Raw genomic sequence first — 22,878 nt, 5'->3', positions numbered from 1 at the left:
CCGAGGACGCCGCAACCCGGAATCCCGGGAACCGCGAGGCGCCGACACCCCGGGGCCGCCGGCTCCGCGACTGACGCGGAACCGGCGGCCCCGGGGTTTCCCGGCGGGCCCGGCTCAGGAACCGGCGCCGCGCTCCCAGCGGTAGAAGCACTGCGCCATGGCGTCCTTCGGGCCACGCCACGTGGCCGGGTCGTACGGGCTGACGTACGCCTCCAGCCGCTCGCTGATGCCGCGGAACTCGGGGTGCGAGGCCAGCTCGGCGATGGCGGGCGCCGGGTCCCGCTCGGACTCGATGAGGTGCAGGTACAGGTCGTCCCCGAACCGGAAGAGGCTGCGCCGGCTGACTCCGACCAGGTGGGGGAGTTCACCCCGGTCGGAGGCGGCGAACACGTCGGCGATGTCCGTCGCCGAACCGGGCTTCATCCGGGCGACGATGAGGGCGTGGTGCATGAGGGTGTCCTTCCGTGTCCTTCCCGGACCGGCGCTCAGCGCGAGGACGCGACGGACGCGCTCGCGCTGTCGCGGGCGGCCTGCTCGATCCGGTCCCGGATGAGGGCCATCTGCGTACGGGAGTTGCGGTTGATGTTGTCCGTCATCCAGTCGTCGTCGACCGGGGCGTCGGGCTTCATCGCGAAGTCCTGCGTCCAGCGCATCTCGACGCCGCCGGACAGCTCCGCGTACTCCCACAGGATGTCCATGTGGGCGAACGGGCCCGTCTCGACCCGGCGGGCGCGCACGATCCGCTTCGCGCGGTCCGGGGTGCGTTCCGACACCCAGCTCCACACCTTGCCGTTCTCGTCCGGGTGCATGGTCAGCCGGAACGTCGTCGTGTCGCCCTCCCGGGAGATGACGTCCACGGACGCGTACTCGCTGAACAGGCGCGGCCAGTTCTCCAGGTCGTTGGTCATCTCCCACACGAGGTCGAGGGGAGCGTCGATGGTGATGCTGTTCTCGGTGTGTCCGGCCATTTTCAGGCTCCAGCCGTGAGGGTGCCGTTGATGAGGTTCAGGAACTCCCGGGGCGTCCTGCAGCGCTCCGTGTCGGGGGGCAGCGACTGCCCGTACCGGTTCTCCAGCTCGCCGACGATGCCGAGCAGCCCGAGCGAGTCCAGACCGAAGGAGTCGAACGGGGACTCCGCGGCCTCCTTGAGCTCCAGGGGGTCGACGCTGATGCCGGCCGCCTGCTTCATCAGGGCGGACAGCTCTTCGAAGGTCACTTCGGTGGTGATCATGGGTGACTGCTCCTTCCCCGCCCGGACCTACCGGGCGGAATCGTCACCGCGGCGCACGACCAGCGCCGCGTTGGAGCCCATCAGTCCCCGGCTGAGGACGAGGGCGGTGCGCAGCTCGGCGGGGCGGGCGTGCGACATCACCAGGTCGAGGTCGTGGCAGATGTCGAACACGTTGGGTGTGGGCGGCACCTGGCCGTTCTCCATGGCGAGCACCGCCGCCACCGTGTCCAGTACGGGCGCCGCGCAGTAGGCACGGCCGATGCCGGTCTTGGGGGCCGTGACGGGCACCCGCCTGCCGTGCGCGCCGAGGACGTCGGCGATCGCCAGCGCCTCCGCGCGGTCCGCCTCGGGCACACCCATGGCGTCGGCGAACACGACGTCGATCTCCTCCGGAGCACAGCCCGCGTCGTCCAGCGCGCCGGAGATCGCGCGGGCCAGCCCCTCGCGGGACTCCGCCCACCGGGAGGCCCCGGTGAACGTGGCGGCGTGGCCGGCCACGACGGCCCGTACCGGCACACCGCGCGAGCGGGCCCGCTCCTCGTCCTCGACGACGAGCAGGGCGCCGCCCTCGGCGGGCACGAAGCCGCACGCCTTCTCGGTGAACGGACGGTAGGCGAGGGCGGGGTCGTCGACGGTGCTGAGTTCGGGGTAGCCGAGCTGGCAGACCATCGAGTACGGGGCCAGCGGCGCCTCCGCGGCCCCCACCACCATCACGTCGGTGCCGCGCCGCACGGCCCGGCTCGCGTGCGCGAGGGAGTCAAGACCGCCGGCCTCGTCACTGGCCACCACCCCGCAGGGCCCCTTGAGGCCGCCGCGAATGGAGATCTGGCCGGTGCTCGCGGCGTAGAACCAGGCGATGGACTGGTACGGGCCGACGAACTTGGAACCCTTTCCCCAGAGTTTCTGCAGCTCGCGCTGGCCGAACTCGCCGCCGCCGGAGCCGGCCGCGGTGACCACGCCGACCGAGAAGGGCTCCGCGGGATCACCGCCGAGCCCGGCGTCGTCGAGGGCGAGCGCGGCCGCGGCCATCGCGAAGTGGCTGAACCGGTCGGTCTGCACCAGGAACCGGTCCTCGATGAGGGCCGCCGGATCGAAGGACCGCACCTCGCCCGCCACACGGAGCGGCAGATGCTCACAGCCCTCCCGGCTGATCAGATCCAGTACGCCGATGCCTTCGCGGACGGACTTCCAGTAGGCGTCGGTCCGCTGTCCGTTGGGCGCGATCACACCGATGCCGGTGACGGCCGCGCGCCCGGAGCGCCGATTGCTCATCGTGTCCTCCCGCCCGGCCCCGTCAGCAGCACCGCGGACTGGAAGCCGCCGAACCCGCTGCCGACGGAGAGCACGTTGTTCAGCTTCCGCGGGCGGGCGGTGCGCGGCACGTAGTCCAGGTCGCACTCGGGGTCGGGGGTCTCGTAGTTCGCCGTCGGCGGCACGACCTGGTGCTTCAGCGCGAGCACGCAGGCGACCACCTCGATCGCGCCGATCGCGCCCAGTGAGTGCCCGACCATCGACTTGATGGAGCTCATCGGTGTCTCATGGGCGTGCGCGCCCAGCGACCGCTTCACGGCGGCCGTCTCGTGCCGGTCGTTCTGCCGGGTGCCGGAACCGTGCGCGTTGACGTAGTCGATCAGCGTGGGGTCGATACGGGCCTGGTCGAGCGTGGTGTCGATCGCCCGGGCCATCTCCAGTCCCTCACTGGTCAGACCGGTCATGTGGTAGGCGTTGCCGTACGTGGCGTAGCCGCCCACCTCGCAGAGGATCTCCGCGCCGCGGGCCCGCGCGTGCTCGTACTCCTCCAGCACGAGCACCGCCGCGCCCTCACCCATCACGAAGCCGTCGCGGTCGGCGTCGAACGGCCGGGAGGCGTGCTCGGGGTCGTCGTTGTTGGGCGACGTCGCCTTGATGGCGTCGAAGCACGCCATCGTGATCGGTGAGATCGGCGAGTCCGACGCCCCCGTGACGCAGACGTCGGCGCGGCCCTCGGTGATGGTGTGGAAGGCGTAGCCCACCGCGTCGAGTCCGGAGGTGCAGCCGGTGGAGACCGTCTGCACCGGGCCCCGGGCGCCGAACCGCTCGGCGACGACCGAGGCGAGGGTGCTCGGTGAGAACGCCAGATGCAGCTTGGGCTCGGCCTGCCGGTGGTCCACGTCCCAGCGACTGCCGTGCTCGCTGACCCGCACGTAGTCGCTCTCCAGCCGGGTGGTGCCGCCGACCGCGCTGCCCAGCGACACCGCGGTGCGCCAGGGATCCACGGCCCCGGTGTCCAGCCCGGAGTCCCGGACGGCCTCCGTGGCGGCGACCACGGCGAACTGGATGTAGCGGTCCGCGTGCCGGCACAGGTCCGCGTCGAGGCCGTACTCGTACGGATCGAAGTCGCACTCGGCGGCTATCCGCGAACGCAGGCCCGCCGGGTCGAACAGGGAGATGCCGCGGGTCGCGGTGCGGCCGGCTGCCAGAAGATCCCAGAACGCCGTCGCTCCGATGCCGCCGGGAGCGACCACACCGACACCGGTGACGGCCACCCGCCGGGTCATTTTATGGCCTCGCTGGGCTCGGCCGGCCGGCCGTGTTCCGGGCCGCCGACCTTCAACTGGGGCCCGGCGACGGCACTTTCGGTCTCCTCGGTGTCGACGTGACCGAGGCTCGGGTGCGGGGCGAGCGGGCCCAGGTGGAACACCATGCGGGCCTCCTGGCCGCCGACGTTGCGGAAGCGGTGCCGCATGTCGACCGGGATCATCAGTCCCTGCTCGGCGCGGAGCGCGAACGGCTCACCGTCCAGGTCCACTTCGAGCGCGCCGCTGACCACGTACACGAACTCCTCGGAGTACGGGTGGTAGTGCTCGCCGATGCGCTCGCCGGGCTTGATGATCGCCAGGCCCATGAAGCCACTGGTGGAGCCGACGGTGGAGGGGGTGAGCAGGGTCCTGAGGTCACCTCCGCGCCGTCGGTTGGGTTCCGTCTCGCTCAGGTCCACGATGCGTGGATGCTGCTTGGACATGGTTGATACCTCCGGTGTGCCGGTGACGTCCGGGCGGGCACGGCCGAGGACGCCACCACGGTCGGCCGTCAGGAATCCGCGGAGCTGCGGTCGGTGACCGGCAGCATGTCTGCGTGGGCCAGAAGGCGGTTGAGGTTGCGCTCCGAGTCCAGGGCGCCCTCGACGCCGATCGCGGCGCCGTCCAGGAGCCCCCGGAGTTCCGCGGCCTTGCCCGGGCCCTTGATGCCGAGGGCGGCGAGCGGGTCCAGGTCGAGGTCGCCGGTGACGTCGACGAGGCGCACCACGATGTCGTCGCGCTGGAACACGGTGCTCGCGAACACGGGGCCGTCCGGATCGGCGGCCGCGGCCTCGTCCTGGTGGGCGAGGAACCGGGCCAGGTCCATGCCCCGGCCCTCGACGGCCGGGTAGTACAGCGCGTGCCGTCGCAGGTCCGCGGGTTCCGGGCGGCCGGCCGCCACATGGTGGACGGCCGGGAGCGCGGCCCGGGTGAAGAACACCCGCGCGGAGTCGGGGTCGGTCAGGTCCCGGTCCTGCTCCAGATAGGGGTTGATGGCCTCCTCGACCGCCCGCACCTCCGGCTGACGGGCGACGTGGCGCAGCGCGGCCAGCAGGTCGCCCTCCACCTCCACGGCGCGCACGACACGGTTGCCGTGCATGAACAGCGAGGTGCGGCGCAGCCGTGTGGTGTCGTCGACCTGCGCCTTGGGCGACCGGTAGGCGGCCAGGTGCTCCGCGACCTTGGACTCGGAGCCGGGCTTGACGGTGAAGGTGAGGGCGTGGCGCGCCACACCGTCGCCCACCCGGGCGGCCGACTGGAGGCCCGCTGCCGCGGCCTGTGGGGTCAGCGGCCGGTCGGGGTGGGTCTCGCGCAGGACGCTGTAGCGCATCGACCGGGTGTCGCGGACGCAACTGTGCATCGGCCGGACGGTCTCGACGTGCTCCTCGCTGTTCACCCACGCGAGGAACGGCGGGGCGCTCTCCCATTCGCTGGTGATGAGCCACTGCGAGGGGTTCTCGATGGACTGGCACAGCTGGTCACTGATGTGACCGGGGACGGACGCGACCTGGTTGCGCATGTGCTCGTAGGCGTCGAGGAACTGCTCCTGGGCTCCTTCGTACAGGTCGAGCAGCAGGATCACCCGCAGCCTGGACCCGTCGAAGGCGGACTGCGATATGCGTCCCGGCATGGTCATCCGGCGCACCTCTCCTCTTCTTCACGAGGCCTCTGCGCGAGGCCTCTCGCCGAAAAGCTCTTCACGGAAGGTCGGAAACGACCACCGTGTCCGATGGGCCGGGGTCGCCATGTGTCGATGGTCGACGCGTCCCCGGGAGCGCGCGAGCGACACGGAGCACCTGGGTGAACCGCGTGTCATCCGGGTGCCGCCGGGACGCGAACCGGTCCGTACCGGGCATGCAATGTGCGTCCCGTATCTCACCGTCGCGGGCGACGCTGGAGGCGTTTCAATGAACCGATCGGACACGGCCGGCGAGGCGGTTCACCGCACGCCCGTCCTCATCGTCGGCGGCTCCCTCGTAGGGCTGTCCATGTCCCTGTTCCTGGGGCGGCACGGGGTGCCGCACACGCTCGTGGAGCGTCACGCGGGTACGTCGGTCCATCCGCGCGGGCGGGGGAACAACGTGCGCACGATGGAGCTGTTCCGGACGGCCGGTGTGGACCGGCGCATCGAACAGGCGGCGTCGGTGCTGGCCGGCAACCACGGCATCCTGCAGACGCCGGGCCTGGCCGGCGACGAGGGTGAGTGGCTCTTCCGGGAGATCGACCCCGGCGGCGGACTCGCCCGGTTCAGCCCCGCCGGATGGTGCCTGTGCAGCCAGAACGATCTGGAACCGGTGCTGCTGAGGAGCGCGCGGGAACTCGGCGGGGACCTGCGGTTCGGCACGGAGATGATGTCGTTCGACCAGGATCCCGACGGAGTGACGGCCCGGGTCAAGAGCCGGGAGACGGGCGAGCACAGCACCGTCCGCGCGGACTACCTCGTCGCCGCGGACGGTCCGCGCAGCCCCGTCCGCGAGCAGCTGGGCATCGGGCGGAACGGCCCGGGAGACCTGTTCCACAACGTCAGCGTCACCTTCACCTCCCGGGACCTCGCCGGTGTCGTCGGCGACCGGAGGTTCATCGTCTGCTATCTGACGAGCCCGGAAGCCGACGGAGCGCTGCTTCCGGTCGACAACCGCGAGCGCTGGGTGTTCCACGCCCCCTGGCACCCCGAACACGGCGAGACCATCGAGGAGTTCACCGACGAGCGGTGTGCCGCCCACATCCGGCGCGCCGTCGGCGTACCGGACCTGGACGTGACGATCACCGGCCGGGCCGCCTGGCACGCCGCCGAGCGGGTCGCCGAACGGTACGCCGACGGCAGGGTGTTCCTGGCCGGCGACGCGGCCCACGAGATGTCGCCCACCGGGGCCTTCGGCTCCAACACCGGCATCCAGGACGCGCACAACCTCGCCTGGAAGCTGGCCGCCGTGCTGGGCGGCTGGGCCGCACCCGCGCTGCTCGGCACCTACGACGCCGAACGCCGGCCCGTCGCGGAGGCCACCGGCGCCCGCGCCTCGTCCCGCTCCGTGGAGCACAGCCACCCCGGGTACACGCCGGCCGACGGTGCCACGGGTGCGGCGGGCAGGAAGGGCGGCATCCTCAACGTGGCGCTGGGCTACCGCTATCCGGGCGGCGCGGTGCTGGGCGCCGACACGGCCGCGCCGGTGGTCCCGGACGCGCTCGCGCTGACCGGTGAGCCCGGTACCCGGGCCCCGCACCTGTGGCTGGAGCGTGCCGGCACCCGTGTCTCCACCCTCGATCTGTACGAGCGCTCACTGGTGCTGCTGAGCTCCTGCGACAGCCCCTGGCAGACCGCGGCGGCCGAGGTGTCGGCAGACCTCGGCGTACCGATCGACGCCTACGGGCTCGGCGACGGCCCCGGCGCCGACCTGACGCCCGACCCCGGCACGGACTGGGCCGCGGCCCACGGCGTCTCCCCGGACGGCACGGTCCTGATCCGCCCCGACGGCTTCGTCGCCTGGCGCCACGAGATCCACTCGACCGACCCGGCCAAGACACTGCGCGAGGCGATCACCGCCCTCTTCCCGCCCCCCTGACGAGCCCACCCCCACCAGGTCCCCCACGGGGCCTTGGGGCCTACGCCCCTCCGAACCCGCCCTGCCGTCCCCGTTCCGCCTTGCCCATGTGCTGCTCGAAGCGCTGGACGGCCGGCCCGTCGACATCCCACGGCCACGGAGTGACCACACCCTGGAGCGCCTCGAACACCGGATGCGCGTCAGCGGCGCGTCCGGCCGCGCACAGCGCGTACGCCAGCACGTTCAGATCCGACGCGGCCGCCGCGTGCTGGAAGAACCCCGGCTTCACCCACAGCGCGGCCGCCTGCTCCAGCGCTGTGGCGATCTGCCCGCCCTCCCACAGCTGACCGGCCGTCATGGCCCGTACGCCGCCCTGCGCCAGCAACCCCTGGTACTGGCGGACGGCCGCGGTCAACTCCACCGCCGCACACGGCGCGTTGGCCGGGATCCGGCTGCGTACCACGTCGACGAAATCGAGTACGGAGGCGCTGGAACCGCCCTCCTCCGGCGACAGATACGCGAGCATCTGCAGATACGCCTCACGGTGCCAGCGGTCACGGCCGGTGGCCTCCCGCCAGACGGCGTTGACGTCGTTCTGGCCGTACCGCTCGATCCGTGACACACCGATCAGGACGACCCACGGCAGCGGATCCTCCGGTCTCAGCTCGGCGGCCTGGTGGCACTGGGTGAGCAGCTGCCCGGCGTCTTCCAGGTGCCCTTCGCGCAGCCCGCGCGCCAGCTGGGACCAGGCGTGGAAGATCAGGGCGTCGGCGTTGTCCGGCTCCCTGGCCAGCCAGGCGGAACCGACCCCGGTGTCCGCCGTCGCCTCGGCCAGAACCGACATCCGGTGACTGCGGCGGTCCCAGTCGTCCCCGGTCTCCTCCAGCAGGGTGGCCACGAGCGCCACGTCGGCCGACTTGCCGCTGCCGCCCCGCTTGCTCAACTTCCCCAGTACGCGGGCGAGATCGGCGTCATCGAGGGCCGGTGCGATGCGGGGACGTCTGCTGGTGCGACTGCTGAAGAGGGACATGTGTGAAGACTAGGAACTCCGGATGCCCGGGGAAGCCGGTCGGGGCGATCGTTATCGATCTGGCCCTTACCGCCGGTCAGCCGGGCAGACCGGGGCGGGGCCGGACATGTCGTCGGCCCCGCCCACCGCTTTGTCGCTCCGCCCGCGCGGCAGCGGCCGTACCGATCAGACCTCCGGCGCCGGGTACGTCGGGTACTCCACGCCCGAGACGTACTGGACGACCCGGACGACCTGGCAGGAGTAGCCGAACTCGTTGTCGTACCAGAGGTAGAGGATCGCGTTGTCGCCCTCGACCTTCAGCGCGCCGGCGTCCAGGATCGAGGCGTGCCGGGAGCCGACGAAGTCGCTGGAGACCGCGTCGGGCGCGCTGATGAAGTCGATCTGACGCTTCAGCGGCGAGGTCAGCGACACGTTGCGCAGATGGTCGAGGACCTCCTGGCGGTCGGTCGCGCGGGCCAGCTGGAGGTTGAGGATCGCTATCGAGACGTTCGGCACCGGGACCCGGATCGAGCTGCCCGTGATGGTGGCGTCGAGGTCCGGCAGCGCCTTGGCGACGGCCGAGGCGGCGCCCGTCTCGGTGATCACCATGTTCAGCGGCGCCGACCGCCCGCGGCGCTCCGACTTGTGGTAATTGTCCAGCAGGTTCTGGTCGTTGGTGAACGAGTGGACCGTCTCCACATGTCCGCGCAGTACCCCGTACTCGTCCGCCATCGCCTTCAGCGGCGGCACGATCGCGTTGGTGGTGCAGGACGCGCAGGACAGGATCCGCTCGTCGGGCTTGAGGGTGTCGTGGTTGACACCGTGCACGATGTTGGGCACGTCGCCCTTGCCGGGCGCGGTCAGCACCACCTTGTCGACACCCGGGCGCAGGTGCTGCGACAGCCCTTCGCGGTCGCGCCACATACCGGTGTTGTCGATCAGGATGGCGTCGTTGATGCCGTACGCGGCGTAGTCGATCTCCGCCGGGTCGTTCGCGTAGATCACCTTGACGGTGTTGCCGTTGGCGACGATGGCGCTGTTCGCCTCGTCGACGGTGATCGTGCCCTGGAACTGGCCGTGCACGGAGTCCCGGCGCAGCAGCGAGGCCCGCTTGACGATGTCCTGCTCGCCGCCCCCGCGGACCACGATCGCGCGCAGCCGCAGACCGTTGCCGGAACCCGACTTCTCGATCAGCAGCCGGGCCAGCAGGCGGCCGATGCGGCCGAAACCGTAGAGGACGACGTCACGCGGCTCCCGGCGGTCGATCTTGTTGGCGCCGGTCGCGCCGGCGACGGCCTCAGCGGTGAACTCGGCCACCGACCGGCCCTGGTCGCCGGCGCGGTACGCCTCGGCGAGCAGGCCGATGTCGATCTGGGACGGACCGAGGTCGAGGGTGGTGAGTGCCTGGAGGAAGGGCAGCGTCTCGGTGACCGACAGCTCCTCACCGGCGATCTGCCGGGCGAAGCGGTGGGTCTTGAGGATGCTGACCACCGACTTGTTCACCAAGGAGCGACTGTGCAGCAGGACGGTCACGTCCCGCTCGCGGTGCAGCTTCCCGATGATCGGGATCATCGACTCCGCGATCTCCTCGCGGTGTTTCCAGTGGGTGAACGAGTCTTCGTTGACAGTCACAGGATCATCTTTCGAGCTAGAGGGTGCTCATATGATAGCCATGCTGGTCGGGGGGTCCGGAGGGGGTGTCCGCAACGGGGGAGCGCCCGCGATCCACAGGGTTGCGCGCCAGATGACCGGGTACGCGTGCAGGACTGCGCCCGGGCCGGATCTTGGTCCCGGGTGGGCCGCACGACCATCGCAACCAGGGAATCTGCCATGGAAACTCCTGCGCACGAGAACAACGCCCCGACGCCCGCCCAGCGGGCCCTGGACACCCTGTCCGACAACACCGAGGACACGGCGGCGCTGGACGCTCTCGCCAACAGCGACGTACTGATCCCAGTTCCCGACGACGCGGGTGACCAGGAGGCCGCCGACCCGGGCGCCGTGGCACTGCCCGTGCTGGAGCAGCCGGGCGGCGATCACGTGGTGCCCGTGTTCACGTCCGAGCTGGAGATGGCCGGGCTGCTGCCGTTCGTCTCCCGCTACCGCCTGGTCCCGCTCGGCGCGCTCGCCGCCCAGTGGCCGGCCGAGGATCTGTCGCTGACCATCGACGGCAGCTCCGAGCACCGCCTCACGCTCACCTCGGAGGGGGTGCGGTCCCTGCTGGCCCGCCCGTGATGCCGAGCCGGTCCGGCCCCGGGCCCGGTCCGCTCACCCGGCGCCCGTGGCGGCACGCCGCGCCGGCGGCGCGGGGGGCGTGCGGAGCCCTGCCCTCGGGGTGAGCGCGCCGGAGGGCCGGCGGGCTCCGGCCCGGAGGGACCCGGACCACCGGCTTCCGCTCCCGCCTCCGGCCATCGTTCGGCCGCCGCGGTGCGGCCCGCCGGACCGAGCGGGTCCAGCACCCCGGGACCGTGCCCGCCGAGTCCGTACCGGGAGAGGCGCACGACTGCTCCGCGCCACGGCGCCCCGCACCGGGCGGGGCGGGCCCCTCGGGCCGAGTCGTGTCTCACCAGCTCCGTCGGCGGGATCGCCGCCGCCGGGTCCTCACCGCCGATCTGCGGCGACGGCATGGCGCGAAGCCGGTCGCGGCCGGTCGCCCGTCGACTGGTTCGGGGTTGAACGACCGTGCGGCTGAAGGCCGTTGAGTCCCGGCCGGGGTGCCGGCAGTCCGGGACAGGAGGGCCCCGGTCGCGGCACAGTGGGAGGGCGCCGGAGTAAGGAAGCCCGGCGTGGAGGTGGACGAGATGCTGAGGATTCCCGTCGACGGGACACGGCTGCGCATCCTGACATGGCTGGGCGAACCCGCCGCGGTGGAGCGCGGTCTCACCGCGGACGACGTCGCCACCCGGCTCGGCGTCACCCGCCCGGCCGCCCTGACCCACCTCCGGCTGCTCACCGCGCTGGGCCTGCTGTACACCGGCGCCGACCACCGGTACTACCGGCGTGACGAGGTGCGCATCGCCGAGGTGGCGCAGCTGTTCGGCAAGGGCTGGTAGCGCGCTCCCGGAATGCCCCGTCCGGTGCCCGGCCGGTAGGCTGGCCCCGAACGAGTGGGAGACGTACGACCGTGACAGCCCCGGAAACCGAGGGTCCCCGGGCCCGCCACGTCTTGCGTACCCGGGCCGCCGTGGTCGCGGCGGTCGCCCTCGGCGGGGGAGCGGGGGCGGTGGCGCGGTACGCGGCCTCGCTGGGGTGGCCGGCCCCGGCGCACGGATTCCCCTGGACGAACCTCTGGGTCAATGTCTCCGGCTGTGCCGCCATCGGCGTGTTCATGGTGATCATCACCGGGTCCGGCGCCGTCCACCCCCTCGTCCGGCCGTTCTTCGGCACCGGCGTCCTCGGCGGTTTCACCACCTTCTCGACCTACGCCGTGGACCTCCACGGCCTGTTCGGCGAGGGCGAGGCGGGTGCCGGACTCGTGTACCTCGCGGTGACCCCCCTCGCGGCGCTGGCCGCGGTGTGGTCGGCCGCCTCGGTGACCCGGCGCGTCCTGACCAGGAGGCGGCCGTGACACGGTCGGCCGGAGCCGTCCCCCGCCCGAGCGCGTATGCCGGCGAGAGCGACATCCGGCGCCACCGGCCCCGCTCCGTGGAGGGTGGGGACCACCCGGCGGCGGTCGTCGTGACCGGCATCGGGCGGCGCACAGGGGCCCCGCCGGAACCCGACGGGCCGGGCGGCCGGAGCCCGGCGCTCCCGCACCGCCGCGGGGCGGCCCGGCACACGCGCCGCGAGGAGCCTCGGTGAACTGGCTGTACGTGATGCTGGGCGCCATGGTCGGGGCCCCGCTGCGTTATCTCACCGACCGTGCGGTGCAGTTCCGGCACGACTCCGTGTTTCCCTGGGGGACGTTCACGGTCAATGTCACGGGCAGTCTGGTACTCGGCCTGCTCACCGGCGCGGCGGCGGCGGGCGCCGCGGACTCCCGTCTCCAGCTGCTTCTCGGCACGGGCCTGTGCGGCGCCCTGACCACCTACTCCACCTTCTCCTACGAGACCCTTCGCCTGGCCGGGACCGGCGCCCGCGGCTACGCCGCCGCGAACGTGGTGGTGAGTGTGGCGGCCGGCCTGGGCGCGGCCTTCGCGGGTGCGGCACTGGCCGAAGCGGTGTGGGGTTAGAACCGCGTGTCCGGTGCTCCCGGCCCGTGCGGGACGGCGAGGGACCGCACGGTGCGGGGCGAGCGGAACCGCCCAAGGGCCGGCGAGCGGGAACGCGCCCGCGGACGGCACTCGACCTCCGCTTGACAGCGCCCGTGCCACCCCCGCACCATCGGCTCCGTGAATCTGTCAGACAGCCGGACAAGTGGGCCGGGGCTGCGGCGTGTCAGCGCGATGGAAGCGGTGCTCACCCACCTTCGCGGCGCCATCGAGCGCGGTGAGTACCCGATCGGCGCCAAGCTGCCCCCCGAGGCGGAGCTGTGCCGCGTCCTCGAGGTCTCCCGGCCCGTGCTCCGCGAGGCCCTGAGGGCCCTGCAGACGATGGGCCTGACCGTCTCCAGGACCGGCAGCGGCACCTTCGTCGTGGCCGACGCCGTACAGGACCCCACCTTCGGCGACTACGCGGCCGGCGACCTGATGGAGGTGCGCCGTCACATCGAGATCCCGATCGCCGGGTACGCCGCCCGGCGGCGCACCCCGGAGAACCTCGACCGCCTGGAGCGTCTCCTGGACCGGATGGAACGGGAGACGGACACCACCGCGTGGGTGGCCATGGACACCCTCTTCCACCTCTCCGTCGCCGAGGCCGCCCAGAACCCGGTGTTCCGCCGCGTCATCGAGGAGATCCGGGACGCACTGGCCCGCCAGTCCGCGTTCCTCAACGAACTCGGCGACCGCCGCGAGCGGTCCGACCGCGAGCACCGGGCGATCCTCGAGTCGCTGACCGCCGGCTCCGAGTCCGGCGCCGTCGACGCCATGACCCACCATCTCGACCGCGTCGGGACCACCCTCACCGACATCGTGCGCTCGGCGCCGCCCCACGACCGATCCCAGGCAGTGTGATGCACAGCAGCTTCCCCGCCGGTCCGCCCCCGGTCCGCGAGCCCTTCCACGCCCCCGTCGCCCACCTGATACGGGGCGGGGTCGTCGAAGGCGTCCACTACGGCTCCGTCGTGATCCTCGACGGGGCCGGCCAGGTCTGCTTCGAGCTCGGCGACGCCGAGGCGGCCTGCTATCCCCGTTCCGCGCTCAAGCCCGTCCAGGCCGTGGCCATGGTCCGCGCCGGACTCCCCCTCGACGCGGAACTGCTGTCGCTCGCCGCGGCCAGCCACTCCGGCGAGGAACGCCATCTGGCCGGCACCCGGCGCGTCCTCGAACTGGCCGGACTGACCGAGGACGATCTCCGTAACATCCCCGACCTGCCGTTCGACCCGGTCGTGCGGGACACCTGGGTGCTCGAGGGCCGGCCGCCGTCCCGGCTCGCGCAGAACTGCTCGGGCAAGCACGCCGCCATGATGTACACGGCCGCGCTCAACGGCTGGTCCCTCGACGACTACCTCGACCCCGCCCACCCCCTCCAGCGGGCGATCGCCGAGACCGTCGAGGACCTCACGGGGCAGCGTGTCGCCGCGGTCACCGTCGACGGCTGCGGCGCGCCCCTGTTCTCGGTCTCCCTGCGCGGTCTCGCCGTCGCCGCCGCACGGCTCACCACCGCCGCGCCCGGAACCCCCGAGGCCCGCGTCGCCGACGCGATGCGCGGGCACGCCGAGATGGCCTCCGGTTCCGGCCGTGACGTGGCCGCGCTGATGCGGGCGGTCCCCGGGCTCCTCGCCAAGGACGGCTTCGAGGGCGTGCAGGTCGCCGCTCTGCCCGACGGCCGCGCCGTCGCCGTGAAGATCGCCGACGGGGCCGCCCGGGCACGGGTCCCGGTGGCCGCGGCGGCACTGGCGCTCGCGGGGGTGGACGCGTCGCTGCTCGCGGAGTTCGCGGGGGAGGCGCTGCTCGGGGGCGGGCGGCCGGTCGGTGAGGTGCGGCGGGCGCCGGCGCTCGCTCCGGCGACCGTCCCCGCGTGTGCCTGACCTTTGCCGCTCGCCGCCGGGGAGAACGGGGTTCCGTCCGTCCGTGCGGTCCGCCGGCGGCCCGTCGTGCGGTTCCCCACGCCCCCGCGCGGCGGGTCCTCGTGCGACCCTCCCCTAGGACGTCGCCGGGGCGAAGCCGCCGAAGGCACGCAGGACCCTCTCCTGGAGAATGAGGTCATGGCAGTTCCCACGACGTTCGAGCCGGTTCTGGAGCGTATCGCCGAGGAGATCGAGCGGACCCCGGGCCGGGGCCGTCCCGCCGGCTACATTCCGGCGCTCGCGGCCTGTGACCCCAGGAGCTTCGGCATGGCCGTCGCCGAACCGGACGGCACGGTGTACGGGGTGGGGGAGTGGCGCCGGCCGTTCTCCGCGCAGTCCATCACCAAGGTGTTCACCCTCGCCCTCGACCTGGCGCGCGAGGGCGACGACCTGTGGGAGCACGTGGGCCGCGAACCCTCCGGCAACCCGTTCAACTCCCTGGTCCAGCTGGAGTACGAGGACGGCATCCCGCGCAATCCGTTCATCAACGCGGGCGCCCTCGTCGTCACGGACCGGCTGCACACCCGTACCGGTGACGCGGCCGGCGAACTGCTGACGTTCCTGCGGGCGGAGAGCGGCAATCCCGACCTCGGGTTCGACATGGCGGTCGCCGCCTCCGAGGAGTCCCACAGCGACCGGAACGCGGCCCTGGCCCACTTCATGGCGTCCTACGGCAATATCGACAATCCCGTGCCGGTCCTGCTCGACCAGTACTTCCGCCAGTGTTCCGTCTCCGCTTCCTGCGCGGATCTCGCTCTGGCGACCGGCTTCCTCGCCCGGCACGGCGTCCGCGCCGACGGCACCCGGCTGCTCAGCGGCAGCCAGGCCAAACAGGTCAACGCCGTGATGCTGACCTGCGGTACGTACGACGCGGCCGGGGACTTCGCCTACCGGGTCGGACTGCCCGGCAAGAGCGGTGTCGGCGGCGGGATCATCGCGGTCGTCCCGGGCCGCTGCGCTCTGTGCGTGTGGGGCCCCGGACTGGACGAGCGGGGCAACTCGGTGGCCGGCGTCGCCGCGCTGGACCGGTTCACCACACTCACCGGCCTCTCGGTGTTCTGAGCCGGCCCTCCGCCGGCCCTCCGCCGGTCAGTCGGCCGGCACCGGGCCCCACCTGAGCCGCAGGAACAGCGCCGTCCCCGCCCCGCCCAGCAGGGCGGCGCCGGCGATGGTCCAGGACGCCGGCCGCCCGGGCCCGTCGTCCCTCCGGGCCACCGGCACCGCCGCCTCCGCCTCCGGTCCGCGCAGCGGCCCGGCTCGCAGGGCGTCCAGTGAGCCCACCGCGTCGACCCGCCCGGCCGCCCCGAATCCCCAGTCCAGGAGCGAGCGCGCTTCCTCGTAGACCGCGTACCCGTCGTCCGAGCGGGGGTTCATGACCGTCGCCACGAGGGTGCGCCCGTCGCGGCGCGCGGCGGCGATGAGCGTGTTCCCGGCGTTGCCGGTGTAGCCGTTCTTGATCCCGATCAGGCCGCGGTACGGTTCGACACCGTCCGCTCCGGTGAGCAGCCGGTTGGTGTTGACGATGGGGTACGAGCCGCCGTCACGGCCGGGGAACCGGGCCTCTTCCCGGGCGCAGTACCGCGCGAACTCGGGGTTGCGCAGCCCGGCCCGGCCGAACACCGCCAGGTCGAACGCGGACGACACCTGGCCCGGGGCGTCGTAGCCGTCGGGCGACTTCACCCGGGTGTCGCGGGCGCCGAGGGCGCGGGCCTTGGCCTGCATCCGCTCGGCCGTGGCCCGCCAGCCGCCGGTCAGCCCGGCCAGTACGTGCACGGCGTCGTTGCCGGAGCTGAGGAAGACCCCGTTCCACAGGTCGGCCACCTGGTACGTCCGGTTCTCCGCGACCCCGACCAGGCTGCTGCCGGGCCCGACGTCCGCCAGTTCCTTCTGGCCGACCCGGTGCCGGATGCCGGCCGGCAGGGCGGGCAGCACGGTGAGGGCGAACAGCGTCTTGAGGGTGCTGGCGGGCGGAAGCCTGCGGTGCGCGTCGTGTGCCGCCAGCACATCGCCGGTGCGCGCGTCGGCGATCAGCCAGGAGCGGGCGGTCAGCTCGGGGACCTCGGGCGCCCCCCGGCGCGGGCGGACGTGGGTGCCGGGGCGGTCCAACGGCGAGGTGGCGGCGTCCGTCGCCCGCGGCCCCGGTTCCGGGACCGTACCGGTGGTGGCCGCGGCGGGCGCCAGCACCAGCAGGCCCGCGGTGCAGAGTGCGCAGGCGGGTGCGGCCACCTGTGAAGCAAATCCGATAGTCATACCGCAAAAGTAGGAAGGGCCCCCCGGAACAGCGTGCTGCCCCGGCCGGGGGCCACCCCCGAGCACCCGGATGCCACACCTCGACGTACCGTCAGCCGCCCGGCGGCGCCGGCCGGGTCCGGCGCAGGAACGTCGTGTTGACGGGGGTCTCGCGCAACCGCCCGAGCGGTGTCTCCGGACCGGCCGGAGCGTCCCGGGAGCCCAGAACGCGCCGCGGTCCCGCCGCGGCGGTCAACTCGGCCGGGCTGAGCAGCGGGTGGCGGGAGACCCTGCCGACGAGGTGATGCGGGAAAGCCGGTGAGCCGGTCGTTGACACGGGCGGAGCGGCGAACCGAAGGAGAACCGGCACCGACACCCGAACACGGGCGTACAGCAGATGCTGGCTGAACCGCACCACCGGTGTCCCCGGTGTGGAAGACCGCCGTGACCCGGAGCGCTCCTCTAGGCTGATCCGATGTTCGACCCCGAAGGTCCTCGCCTGCGTGAACTCGTCGTCCAGGCGCTCTCATCCGTGGAGCGTGGTTACGACCTCCTCGCGCCGAAGTTCGACCACACCCCGTTCCGTACGCCGGACTCGGTGCTCGAGGCGACGGCGTCGGCGCTGCGCCGGGCCGGGCCGTTCGGCACGGGGCTTGATCTGTGCTGCGGCACCGGGGCGGGTGTCGATGTCCTGCGGCAGGTGTGCGAGGCAGGCGTCACGGGTGTGGACTTCAGCGCGGGGATGCTGGAGGTCGCGCGGGAGCGGACCGGCCCGACCGGGGTGTCCGCCTCCTCGGGGCCGCCGGTCGGCTGGGTGCGGGCGGACGCGCGGGCGCTGCCGTTCGGGCCGGCCTTCGACCTCGTGGTCAGCTTCGGGGCGTTCGGGCACTTCCTGCCGCGCGAGCTGCCGGGGCTGTTCGCGCAGGTCCACTCGGTGCTGCGGCCCGGTGGCCGTTTCGTCTTCCCTGTCGTCGCTCCGCCCCGGCCGGGCTCGCTGATGTACGGGATGCTGCTGGGTTTCGACACGGTGATGCGGCTGCGGAATGTGGTGTGGCGTCCGCCGTTCGTCATGTACTACCGGTCGTTGCGTTTCGGGGAGATGCGGCGGGAGCTGACGGGGGTGGGGTTCCGGGTCGGGTTCTGGCCGCTGCCCGAGTTCGGCCGGCGCGCGGACGGCAGCCCGGAGGTGCGGCTGGTCGTGGCCACGGTGTAGCGGGCCGCCCGTTGGTGCCCCGCGTGGGTGCTGGGCGTGCCTGTCGCGCGACCCGGCGTGTGCGGGGTGCCTCCCCCCTCCCGGCTTCTCCTTCCCGCTCGGCCGCGCTCGAGCGGGGGCACCCCCAGCGCCCTGGGGGTACCTTCCAGGCTCTTCAAGAACTGGGGAGGCGCCACTGCCCGCGGAGGCGGTGTGTCTCCGGTCCTGGATGGTCAGACCGTGGCGGGGACCGTGAATTCGTAGACCAGGGCGTCCTGCTGAGTGTCCATCACCACTTCGGTGATCTCCAGCGGACGGCCGTACTGGTCGTGCACCCGCCGGGTGACCCGGACCGACGGTGTTCCCGCGAGGCGTGTGATCGTGTCGCGGTGATGCAGGGAGAGGCCCGCCCGGCGCATCCAGTCGTAGGCGCGCCGCAGCTCCGCCGCTCCCGCGCCGTCGGCCCGGTCGCGGTAGCGGCACAGCTCCCCGACCTCGGCGAGCGCCACGGCGGAAAACGATGTCACCGCCGTACGGGATTCGTGCCCGTCGGCCGACGCCGACCAGTAGTGGTGCACCAGCGTCGGCCGGGCGGGCGCCAGGCCCAGCGCTTCGGCGTGACCGGGCGGCGGGATCTCCCAGGCGACACCGGCCCTGGACACCGTGCCATGGGTGGCGGAGCCGGCGCCGAGGGGGAAGCCGGAGCAGGCCGGTGTCTCCACCGGCGGGCCGGGCAGGGCGGCATGACTGCCCCGCCGGTCGGTGGCGACCAGTCCCTCACGGCGCAGCAGTTGCAGCGCCTGTCGTACGGTCTCCCGGCTGACCCCGAAGTGTTCGGCCAACTGCCGCTCTCCAGGGAGGCGTTCACCGGGCGGGATGGTTCCGTCGTGCAGCTCGCCGAGCAACTGCGTCGCGATCCTCCGGTAGAGGGGCTCCCCTTCGGTGAGCGGATGGTCGTGCGGGGTGGTGCGGGCCATGCCGCGCCTCCTGTTGGTGACGTTCCGTAGCCGTGCGGGCTCGTTGCGCCATCACATCTAGCATTGGTCTACACCACCAGGGAAGGGCGCGCCGCCAGATCGGCCGGAACCGTACGCTCTGCCCGGTCGCCGGAACCACCCCGCTGGAACCGCCCTGCCGGAGCCGCGGCGCGGCCGCACACCGTCCGCCGCCGACCGTCAGATGTACGAGCGCATCCACCGCAGCTTGGCCGCTTCGTGGTACGGCCCGCCGCCTTCGTGGTCGTTGAAGTCGTACACCTCGATGCTCTTGTCCTCGTGCGCCCACGCGTTGTACGCCCCGAACACCGTCGAGGGAGGGCAGGTCTGGTCCTCCAGGGCCGCCGAGAAGAGCGCCGGTGCCCGGCCGCGGGCGGCGAAGTGCACGGCGTCGAAGTAGGACAGGGTGCGCAGGACGTCGTCGAAGCGGCCCCGGTGCGTCTTGAGGTAGAGGCCGACCTCCCGGTAGGGATGCCGGTCGGTGAGTGTCGTCGCGCGCGGGAAGTCGCACAGGAACGGCACGTCCGGCGCGATGCCGGCCAGGTCCGGGACGAGGCCGCCGACCGCGAGGGTGATGCCCCCGCCCTGGCTGGCGCCGACGGCCACGGTACGGCTCGCGTCGGTCAGCGGATGCGACCGCGCCGCCTCCACCGCGCGCACGGCGTCGGTGAACACCCGGCGGTAGTAGTAGCGCTCGGGTGCGTCGATGCCGCGTGTCATGAAGCCCGGGTAGGCCGGGGCGCCGCCCACCGGGTCGGCGGTGCCTCCGCCGGCGCCCCAGGCGCTGCCCTGCCCGCGGGTGTCCATCACGAAGTGGGCCCGGCCGGTGGATGCCCAGAGCAGATGCTCGTGGGGCAGTCCGCGCCCTCCGCCGTATCCGATGAACTCCACCACCAGCGGCAGTGGCGTGTCGGCGCCGGCGGGCAGGGTCAGCCAGCCTTTGACCGGATGGCCGCCGAACCCCGCGAACGTCACGTCGAACACCTGCACGGTGGACAGTCCCGTGTCGACCGGTTCGAAACGCGCGTCCAGATCGTACTCACGTGCCTCGTCCAGCGTCCTCGACCAGAAGGCGTCGAAGTCCTCGGGCGCCGTGGACGTGCTGCGGTACTCGCGCAGTTTGCCGAGGGGGAGGTCGAACAGGGCCATCAGGGACCGCCTTCGTGAAGAGACAGTGCGAAGCGATGACACCGTACGTGGATCATCCGGGGGGTTTCCAGAGCGTTCCGGAAAGGCAGCAGGTGAAGGGGATGGAAAGCGGTTTCTCATCCCGTCGCCCGGCCGCAGGGTCAGCCGAAGCGCTCGATCCGGATCCGCTCCACGGGCTGGCCGGCTGCCACCAGCAGCCGGGAGGCGTGCTCGGCGAAGGAGCTGGAGCCGCACACATAGGCTTCCCACCCGCCGGCGGGCCGTTCCGCCATGACCGGTGCCAGGTGTGCGGCCGTCATACGTCCCACGGCCTCACCCTCCGGCGCGCTCCGTGTGAACACCGGAGTCGTCTCCGCGCCGAACTCGCGCGCGTAGATCAGCTCCGCCGGACCGCGCGCGGACACCAGCAGCCGCAGCGGCACGCTCAGGCCCCGCGCCCGGTGGTGCCGCACCATGGACATCAGCGGGACCACGCCGGAGCCGGCGCCCACCAGCAGGGCGGGCCGGTCGCCCGGCCAGGCGAAGAAGCCGCTGAGCGGGCCGCGGACCTCGATGCGGTCGCCGGGGCGGGCCACCGTGTGGAACCAGCCCGAGACCTCGCCGTCCTCGACATGGTCCAGTGTCAACTCGACGTGTCCGTCTCCGGAGTCGTCCGGCGCGGACGCGATCGAATAGTGGCGCTGGGCCACATAGCCGTCCTCGGCGACCAGCCGCAGCATCAGATGCTGCCCGGGGACATGCCCCGGCCAGCCGGGCACCGCGAACCGGAAGGTCGACACGCGGGGGGTCTCGCGGCGGATCCCGGCCAGGGTGGCCGTCCGCCACACGGAGGCGGTGTGTGCGCTCACCCCGATGCGCCCGGGTACGGCGAACCGGGTCAGCGGGGCGAACGGCTCCGGTGCGTTCCGCCGCGTCCGGTCCGCGGATGCCTTGCTCCGCGTCGTCCGCTCAGTCACCGGAGTACCGCTGTTCGTCCCAGGGGTTGCCACGGGGGTGGTAGCCGTTGCCCTCCCAGAAGCCGGGCTCGTCGTGGTCCAGGAGCCGCAGCCCGGCGATCCACTTGGCGCTCTTCCAGAAGTACAGGTGAGGTACCAGCAGCCGCGCCGGACCGCCGTGCTCGGCGGGCAGCGGACGTCCGTCGTACTCCCAGGCGATCCAGGCCCGGCCGCCGGTCACATCGGTCAGCGGCAGGCTGGTGGTGTAACCGGTGTGCGCGTAGGCGACCACATGGGTGGCCGAACCATGGGGCCGGACCGTGTCCAGGAACGCGTCCAGCGAGACGCCGCCGAACCGCACCCCGAACTTCGACCAGCTCGTCACACAATGGATGGCACCCTCGTACGTCGAGGCCGGCAGCGCGTGCGCCTGGTCCCAGTCCCAGGTACGCGGCTCCGCCACCAGACCGTCGATCCGGAAGGTCCAGTCGGCCGGCGCCAGGTCGGGGGTGACTTCTGCGGACAGGACGGGCCATTCGTCGCCCGCGTCGTACTGTCCGGGCGGCAGCCCCGGATCGTCCACGCGGGGTCGGCCGGTGAAGCCTCGGGTGATGTTCACGTGATCGGTGATTCCGTTACGGCTGGTGCTCAAGTGTTTCCGAGTTCAACCGTACGGGATTCCGTACCGACAGCGCGTACCGGCGGACGCCCCCACAGCGCATCCCGAGTCCCGGCACACCGTACGACCGCGGAGATCGTCGGGTAGTGTTGCTCCCCGGCTGAGGACCGGCCCAGCCGTGGACGCCGAGGGAGGTGAGACCGATCACCGTTCGTCAGATCGGGTGCTCTCACCTCGAAGCGAAGCCGTTCACCGACAGCAGGTGACCGCGAGGGCGCCCTTCGGCTCCCGAAAGGCTCCAGGCTCGTGCCGCACTCGCCGTACCGGTCCCCTTCACCTCTCCCTCCGCCCGTTTCCGGCCCGCCCTCCCGGGACTCCGTCGTCGCGGCCCTCCGCGCCGCCGGGTGCGTCTTCGCCGAGGACGAGACCGAGCTGATCCTCGCCGCCGCGCCGGCTCCCCGGGACATCGCCCCGATGGTCGAGCGCCGGGCAGCCGGGCTGCCCCTCGAACTCGTGGTCGGCTGGGCGGAGTTCCACGGCCGGCGCGTCGCGGTGGAACCCGGTGTCTTCGTGCCCCGGAGGCGTACCGAGTTCCTCGTCGAACAGGCTCTCGCGCAGGCGCCCCGCGCGGCTGTCGTCGTGGACCTGTGCTGTGGCTCCGGCGCTGTGGGCGCCGCCCTGGCGGCCGGCCTCGACGGGGCCGAGCTGCACGCCGCCGACATCGACCCGGCCGCGGTGTGCTGCGCCCGCCGCAATGTCACGGCTCTCGGCGGGCGGGTCCACCGGGGCGACCTGTTCGAGGCGCTCCCCGGCGAGCTGCGAAGCCGTGTCGACATCCTGGCGGCGAACGTGCCGTACGTGCCGAGCGACGAGATGGGTCTGCTGCCTGTGGAGGCCCGCGAGTACGAGCCGCGGGTCGCGCTCGACGGCGGCGCGGACGGCCTCGACGTGCTGCGCCGGGTCGCCTCCGGGGCGCCCGGATGGCTCGCCCCGGGCGGCTGTGTACTGGTGGAGACCAGCGGCCGGCAGGCTCCGGCAGCCGTCGACGCCTTCACCGCCGCCGGGCTGCGCACGCGCCTGGCCGTCTGCGAGGGACGTCACGCGCACGTCGTGATCGGCGTGGCGGCCGGGGCGCCCGGCGCGCGGGACCTCGGACCCGCCCGGCGGATCACGCCGGAGGCAGCCGACGGGGCCCAGGACTCTGACGGGTGAGGTCCGGCGCGGCCGGAGACCGGCGGCACAGCGGCGGGGAGTACGTACCGCGCCCGTCGCGGGGGAGGCGGTGCCGAACCCCCGGTCCCCGGCCGATCCGC

The 22,878-nt window shown here is 72.6% G+C and carries 24 protein-coding genes; 10 read left to right on the top strand and 14 right to left on the bottom strand.

The features are described from left to right. Positions 1–114: 114 nt before the first annotated feature. From HTV45_RS16950 to HTV45_RS16920, 7 genes are all read right to left on the bottom strand, one after another. A complete protein-coding gene (locus HTV45_RS16950; protein WP_215206629.1) occupies positions 115–450 on the bottom strand; it encodes a TcmI family type II polyketide cyclase in 336 nt (111 codons plus the stop codon). A gap of 35 nt (positions 451–485) precedes the next feature. Further along, a complete protein-coding gene (locus HTV45_RS16945) occupies positions 486–968 on the bottom strand; it encodes an SRPBCC family protein (RefSeq protein WP_215206628.1) in 483 nt (160 codons plus the stop codon). Between the two features lie 2 nt (positions 969–970). Then, positions 971–1,231: an acyl carrier protein gene (locus tag HTV45_RS16940; RefSeq protein ID WP_215206627.1), complete on the bottom strand. Its 261-nt coding sequence runs from the start codon at positions 1,229–1,231 to the stop codon at positions 971–973. Positions 1,232–1,258: 27 nt separating this feature from the next. Further along, the gene (locus HTV45_RS16935; protein WP_215206626.1) at positions 1,259–2,503 is read right to left on the bottom strand and encodes a ketosynthase chain-length factor; all 1,245 of its coding nucleotides are present in this window, start codon (positions 2,501–2,503) and stop codon (positions 1,259–1,261) included. Then, positions 2,500–3,768: a beta-ketoacyl synthase gene (locus HTV45_RS16930; protein ID WP_215206625.1), complete on the bottom strand. Its 1,269-nt coding sequence runs from the start codon at positions 3,766–3,768 to the stop codon at positions 2,500–2,502. The genes HTV45_RS16935 and HTV45_RS16930 overlap by 4 nt, the downstream gene beginning before the upstream one ends. Further along, positions 3,765–4,232, bottom strand: coding sequence for a cupin domain-containing protein (locus HTV45_RS16925; RefSeq protein ID WP_215206624.1), 468 nt, complete (start codon positions 4,230–4,232; stop codon positions 3,765–3,767). The genes HTV45_RS16930 and HTV45_RS16925 overlap by 4 nt, the downstream gene beginning before the upstream one ends. A gap of 68 nt (positions 4,233–4,300) precedes the next feature. After that, on the bottom strand, positions 4,301–5,425 hold the full coding sequence (locus tag HTV45_RS16920; protein ID WP_215206623.1) for a SchA/CurD-like domain-containing protein: 1,125 nt from the start codon (positions 5,423–5,425) through the stop codon (positions 4,301–4,303). Positions 5,426–5,696: 271 nt separating this feature from the next. Between HTV45_RS16920 and HTV45_RS16915 the strand changes: the two genes are divergently transcribed. Then, entirely contained in the window at positions 5,697–7,349 is a 1,653-nt protein-coding gene (locus tag HTV45_RS16915; protein WP_215206622.1) for an FAD-dependent monooxygenase, read from the top strand. A gap of 40 nt (positions 7,350–7,389) precedes the next feature. On the opposite strand, the gene HTV45_RS16910 is transcribed toward HTV45_RS16915, so the two are convergent. Beyond that, positions 7,390–8,358, bottom strand: coding sequence for a hypothetical protein (locus tag HTV45_RS16910; protein WP_215206621.1), 969 nt, complete (start codon positions 8,356–8,358; stop codon positions 7,390–7,392). A 165-nt stretch (positions 8,359–8,523) separates the two neighbouring features. Next, a complete protein-coding gene (locus tag HTV45_RS16905; RefSeq protein WP_215206620.1) occupies positions 8,524–9,969 on the bottom strand; it encodes a glyceraldehyde-3-phosphate dehydrogenase in 1,446 nt (481 codons plus the stop codon). 198 nt (positions 9,970–10,167) lie between these two features. Here HTV45_RS16905 and HTV45_RS16900 point away from each other — a divergent pair, with 198 nt between their 5' ends. From HTV45_RS16900 to HTV45_RS16870, 7 genes are all read left to right on the top strand, one after another. Further along, positions 10,168–10,572, top strand: coding sequence for an SseB family protein (locus HTV45_RS16900; protein WP_215206619.1), 405 nt, complete (start codon positions 10,168–10,170; stop codon positions 10,570–10,572). Between the two features lie 566 nt (positions 10,573–11,138). Beyond that, positions 11,139–11,390, top strand: coding sequence for a helix-turn-helix domain-containing protein (locus tag HTV45_RS16895; protein ID WP_215206693.1), 252 nt, complete (start codon positions 11,139–11,141; stop codon positions 11,388–11,390). A gap of 71 nt (positions 11,391–11,461) precedes the next feature. Next, positions 11,462–11,905: a CrcB family protein gene (locus tag HTV45_RS16890; RefSeq protein WP_215206618.1), complete on the top strand. Its 444-nt coding sequence runs from the start codon at positions 11,462–11,464 to the stop codon at positions 11,903–11,905. A 229-nt stretch (positions 11,906–12,134) separates the two neighbouring features. Beyond that, entirely contained in the window at positions 12,135–12,509 is a 375-nt protein-coding gene (crcB, locus tag HTV45_RS16885) for a fluoride efflux transporter CrcB (RefSeq protein ID WP_215206617.1), read from the top strand. Positions 12,510–12,722: 213 nt separating this feature from the next. Continuing rightward, complete coding sequence (locus HTV45_RS16880) at positions 12,723–13,391, top strand: FadR/GntR family transcriptional regulator (protein WP_215206692.1); 669 nt, start codon at positions 12,723–12,725, stop codon at positions 13,389–13,391. After that, positions 13,391–14,407, top strand: coding sequence for an asparaginase (locus HTV45_RS16875; RefSeq protein ID WP_215206616.1), 1,017 nt, complete (start codon positions 13,391–13,393; stop codon positions 14,405–14,407). Before HTV45_RS16880 ends, HTV45_RS16875 begins: the two co-directional genes overlap by 1 nt. 177 nt (positions 14,408–14,584) lie before the next feature. Further along, positions 14,585–15,508 (top strand): glutaminase, encoded by a 924-nt coding sequence (locus HTV45_RS16870; protein WP_215206615.1) that lies wholly within the window; start codon positions 14,585–14,587, stop codon positions 15,506–15,508. 27 nt (positions 15,509–15,535) lie between these two features. On the opposite strand, the gene HTV45_RS16865 is transcribed toward HTV45_RS16870, so the two are convergent. Beyond that, positions 15,536–16,696, bottom strand: coding sequence for a D-alanyl-D-alanine carboxypeptidase family protein (locus HTV45_RS16865; RefSeq protein ID WP_215206614.1), 1,161 nt, complete (start codon positions 16,694–16,696; stop codon positions 15,536–15,538). Between the two features lie 454 nt (positions 16,697–17,150). Between HTV45_RS16865 and HTV45_RS16860 the strand changes: the two genes are divergently transcribed. Next, positions 17,151–17,888, top strand: coding sequence for a class I SAM-dependent methyltransferase (locus tag HTV45_RS16860; protein ID WP_215206613.1), 738 nt, complete (start codon positions 17,151–17,153; stop codon positions 17,886–17,888). A gap of 212 nt (positions 17,889–18,100) precedes the next feature. Here HTV45_RS16860 and HTV45_RS16855 read toward each other — a convergent pair whose 3' ends face one another. The 4 genes from HTV45_RS16855 to HTV45_RS16840 form a co-directional block, all read right to left on the bottom strand. Beyond that, complete coding sequence (locus HTV45_RS16855; RefSeq protein ID WP_215206612.1) at positions 18,101–18,844, bottom strand: GntR family transcriptional regulator; 744 nt, start codon at positions 18,842–18,844, stop codon at positions 18,101–18,103. A 198-nt stretch (positions 18,845–19,042) separates the two neighbouring features. Further along, positions 19,043–20,011, bottom strand: coding sequence for an acetylxylan esterase (locus HTV45_RS16850; RefSeq protein ID WP_215206611.1), 969 nt, complete (start codon positions 20,009–20,011; stop codon positions 19,043–19,045). A gap of 140 nt (positions 20,012–20,151) precedes the next feature. Beyond that, complete coding sequence (locus HTV45_RS16845) at positions 20,152–20,892, bottom strand: ferredoxin reductase (protein ID WP_251692249.1); 741 nt, start codon at positions 20,890–20,892, stop codon at positions 20,152–20,154. A gap of 67 nt (positions 20,893–20,959) precedes the next feature. Continuing rightward, entirely contained in the window at positions 20,960–21,565 is a 606-nt protein-coding gene (locus tag HTV45_RS16840) for a sulfite oxidase-like oxidoreductase (RefSeq protein ID WP_215206609.1), read from the bottom strand. 306 nt (positions 21,566–21,871) lie between these two features. Here HTV45_RS16840 and HTV45_RS16835 point away from each other — a divergent pair, with 306 nt between their 5' ends. Beyond that, complete coding sequence (locus HTV45_RS16835) at positions 21,872–22,777, top strand: putative protein N(5)-glutamine methyltransferase (RefSeq protein WP_215206608.1); 906 nt, start codon at positions 21,872–21,874, stop codon at positions 22,775–22,777. The last annotated feature ends 101 nt before the right edge of the window (positions 22,778–22,878 follow it).

It is taken from the genome of Streptomyces sp. CHD11 (assembly GCF_018638295.1).
Classification (GTDB): Bacteria; Actinomycetota; Actinomycetes; order Streptomycetales; family Streptomycetaceae; genus Streptomyces.
Note: the sequence above shows the minus strand (reverse complement) of the source record. Positions and strands in the feature narration are given on the sequence as shown.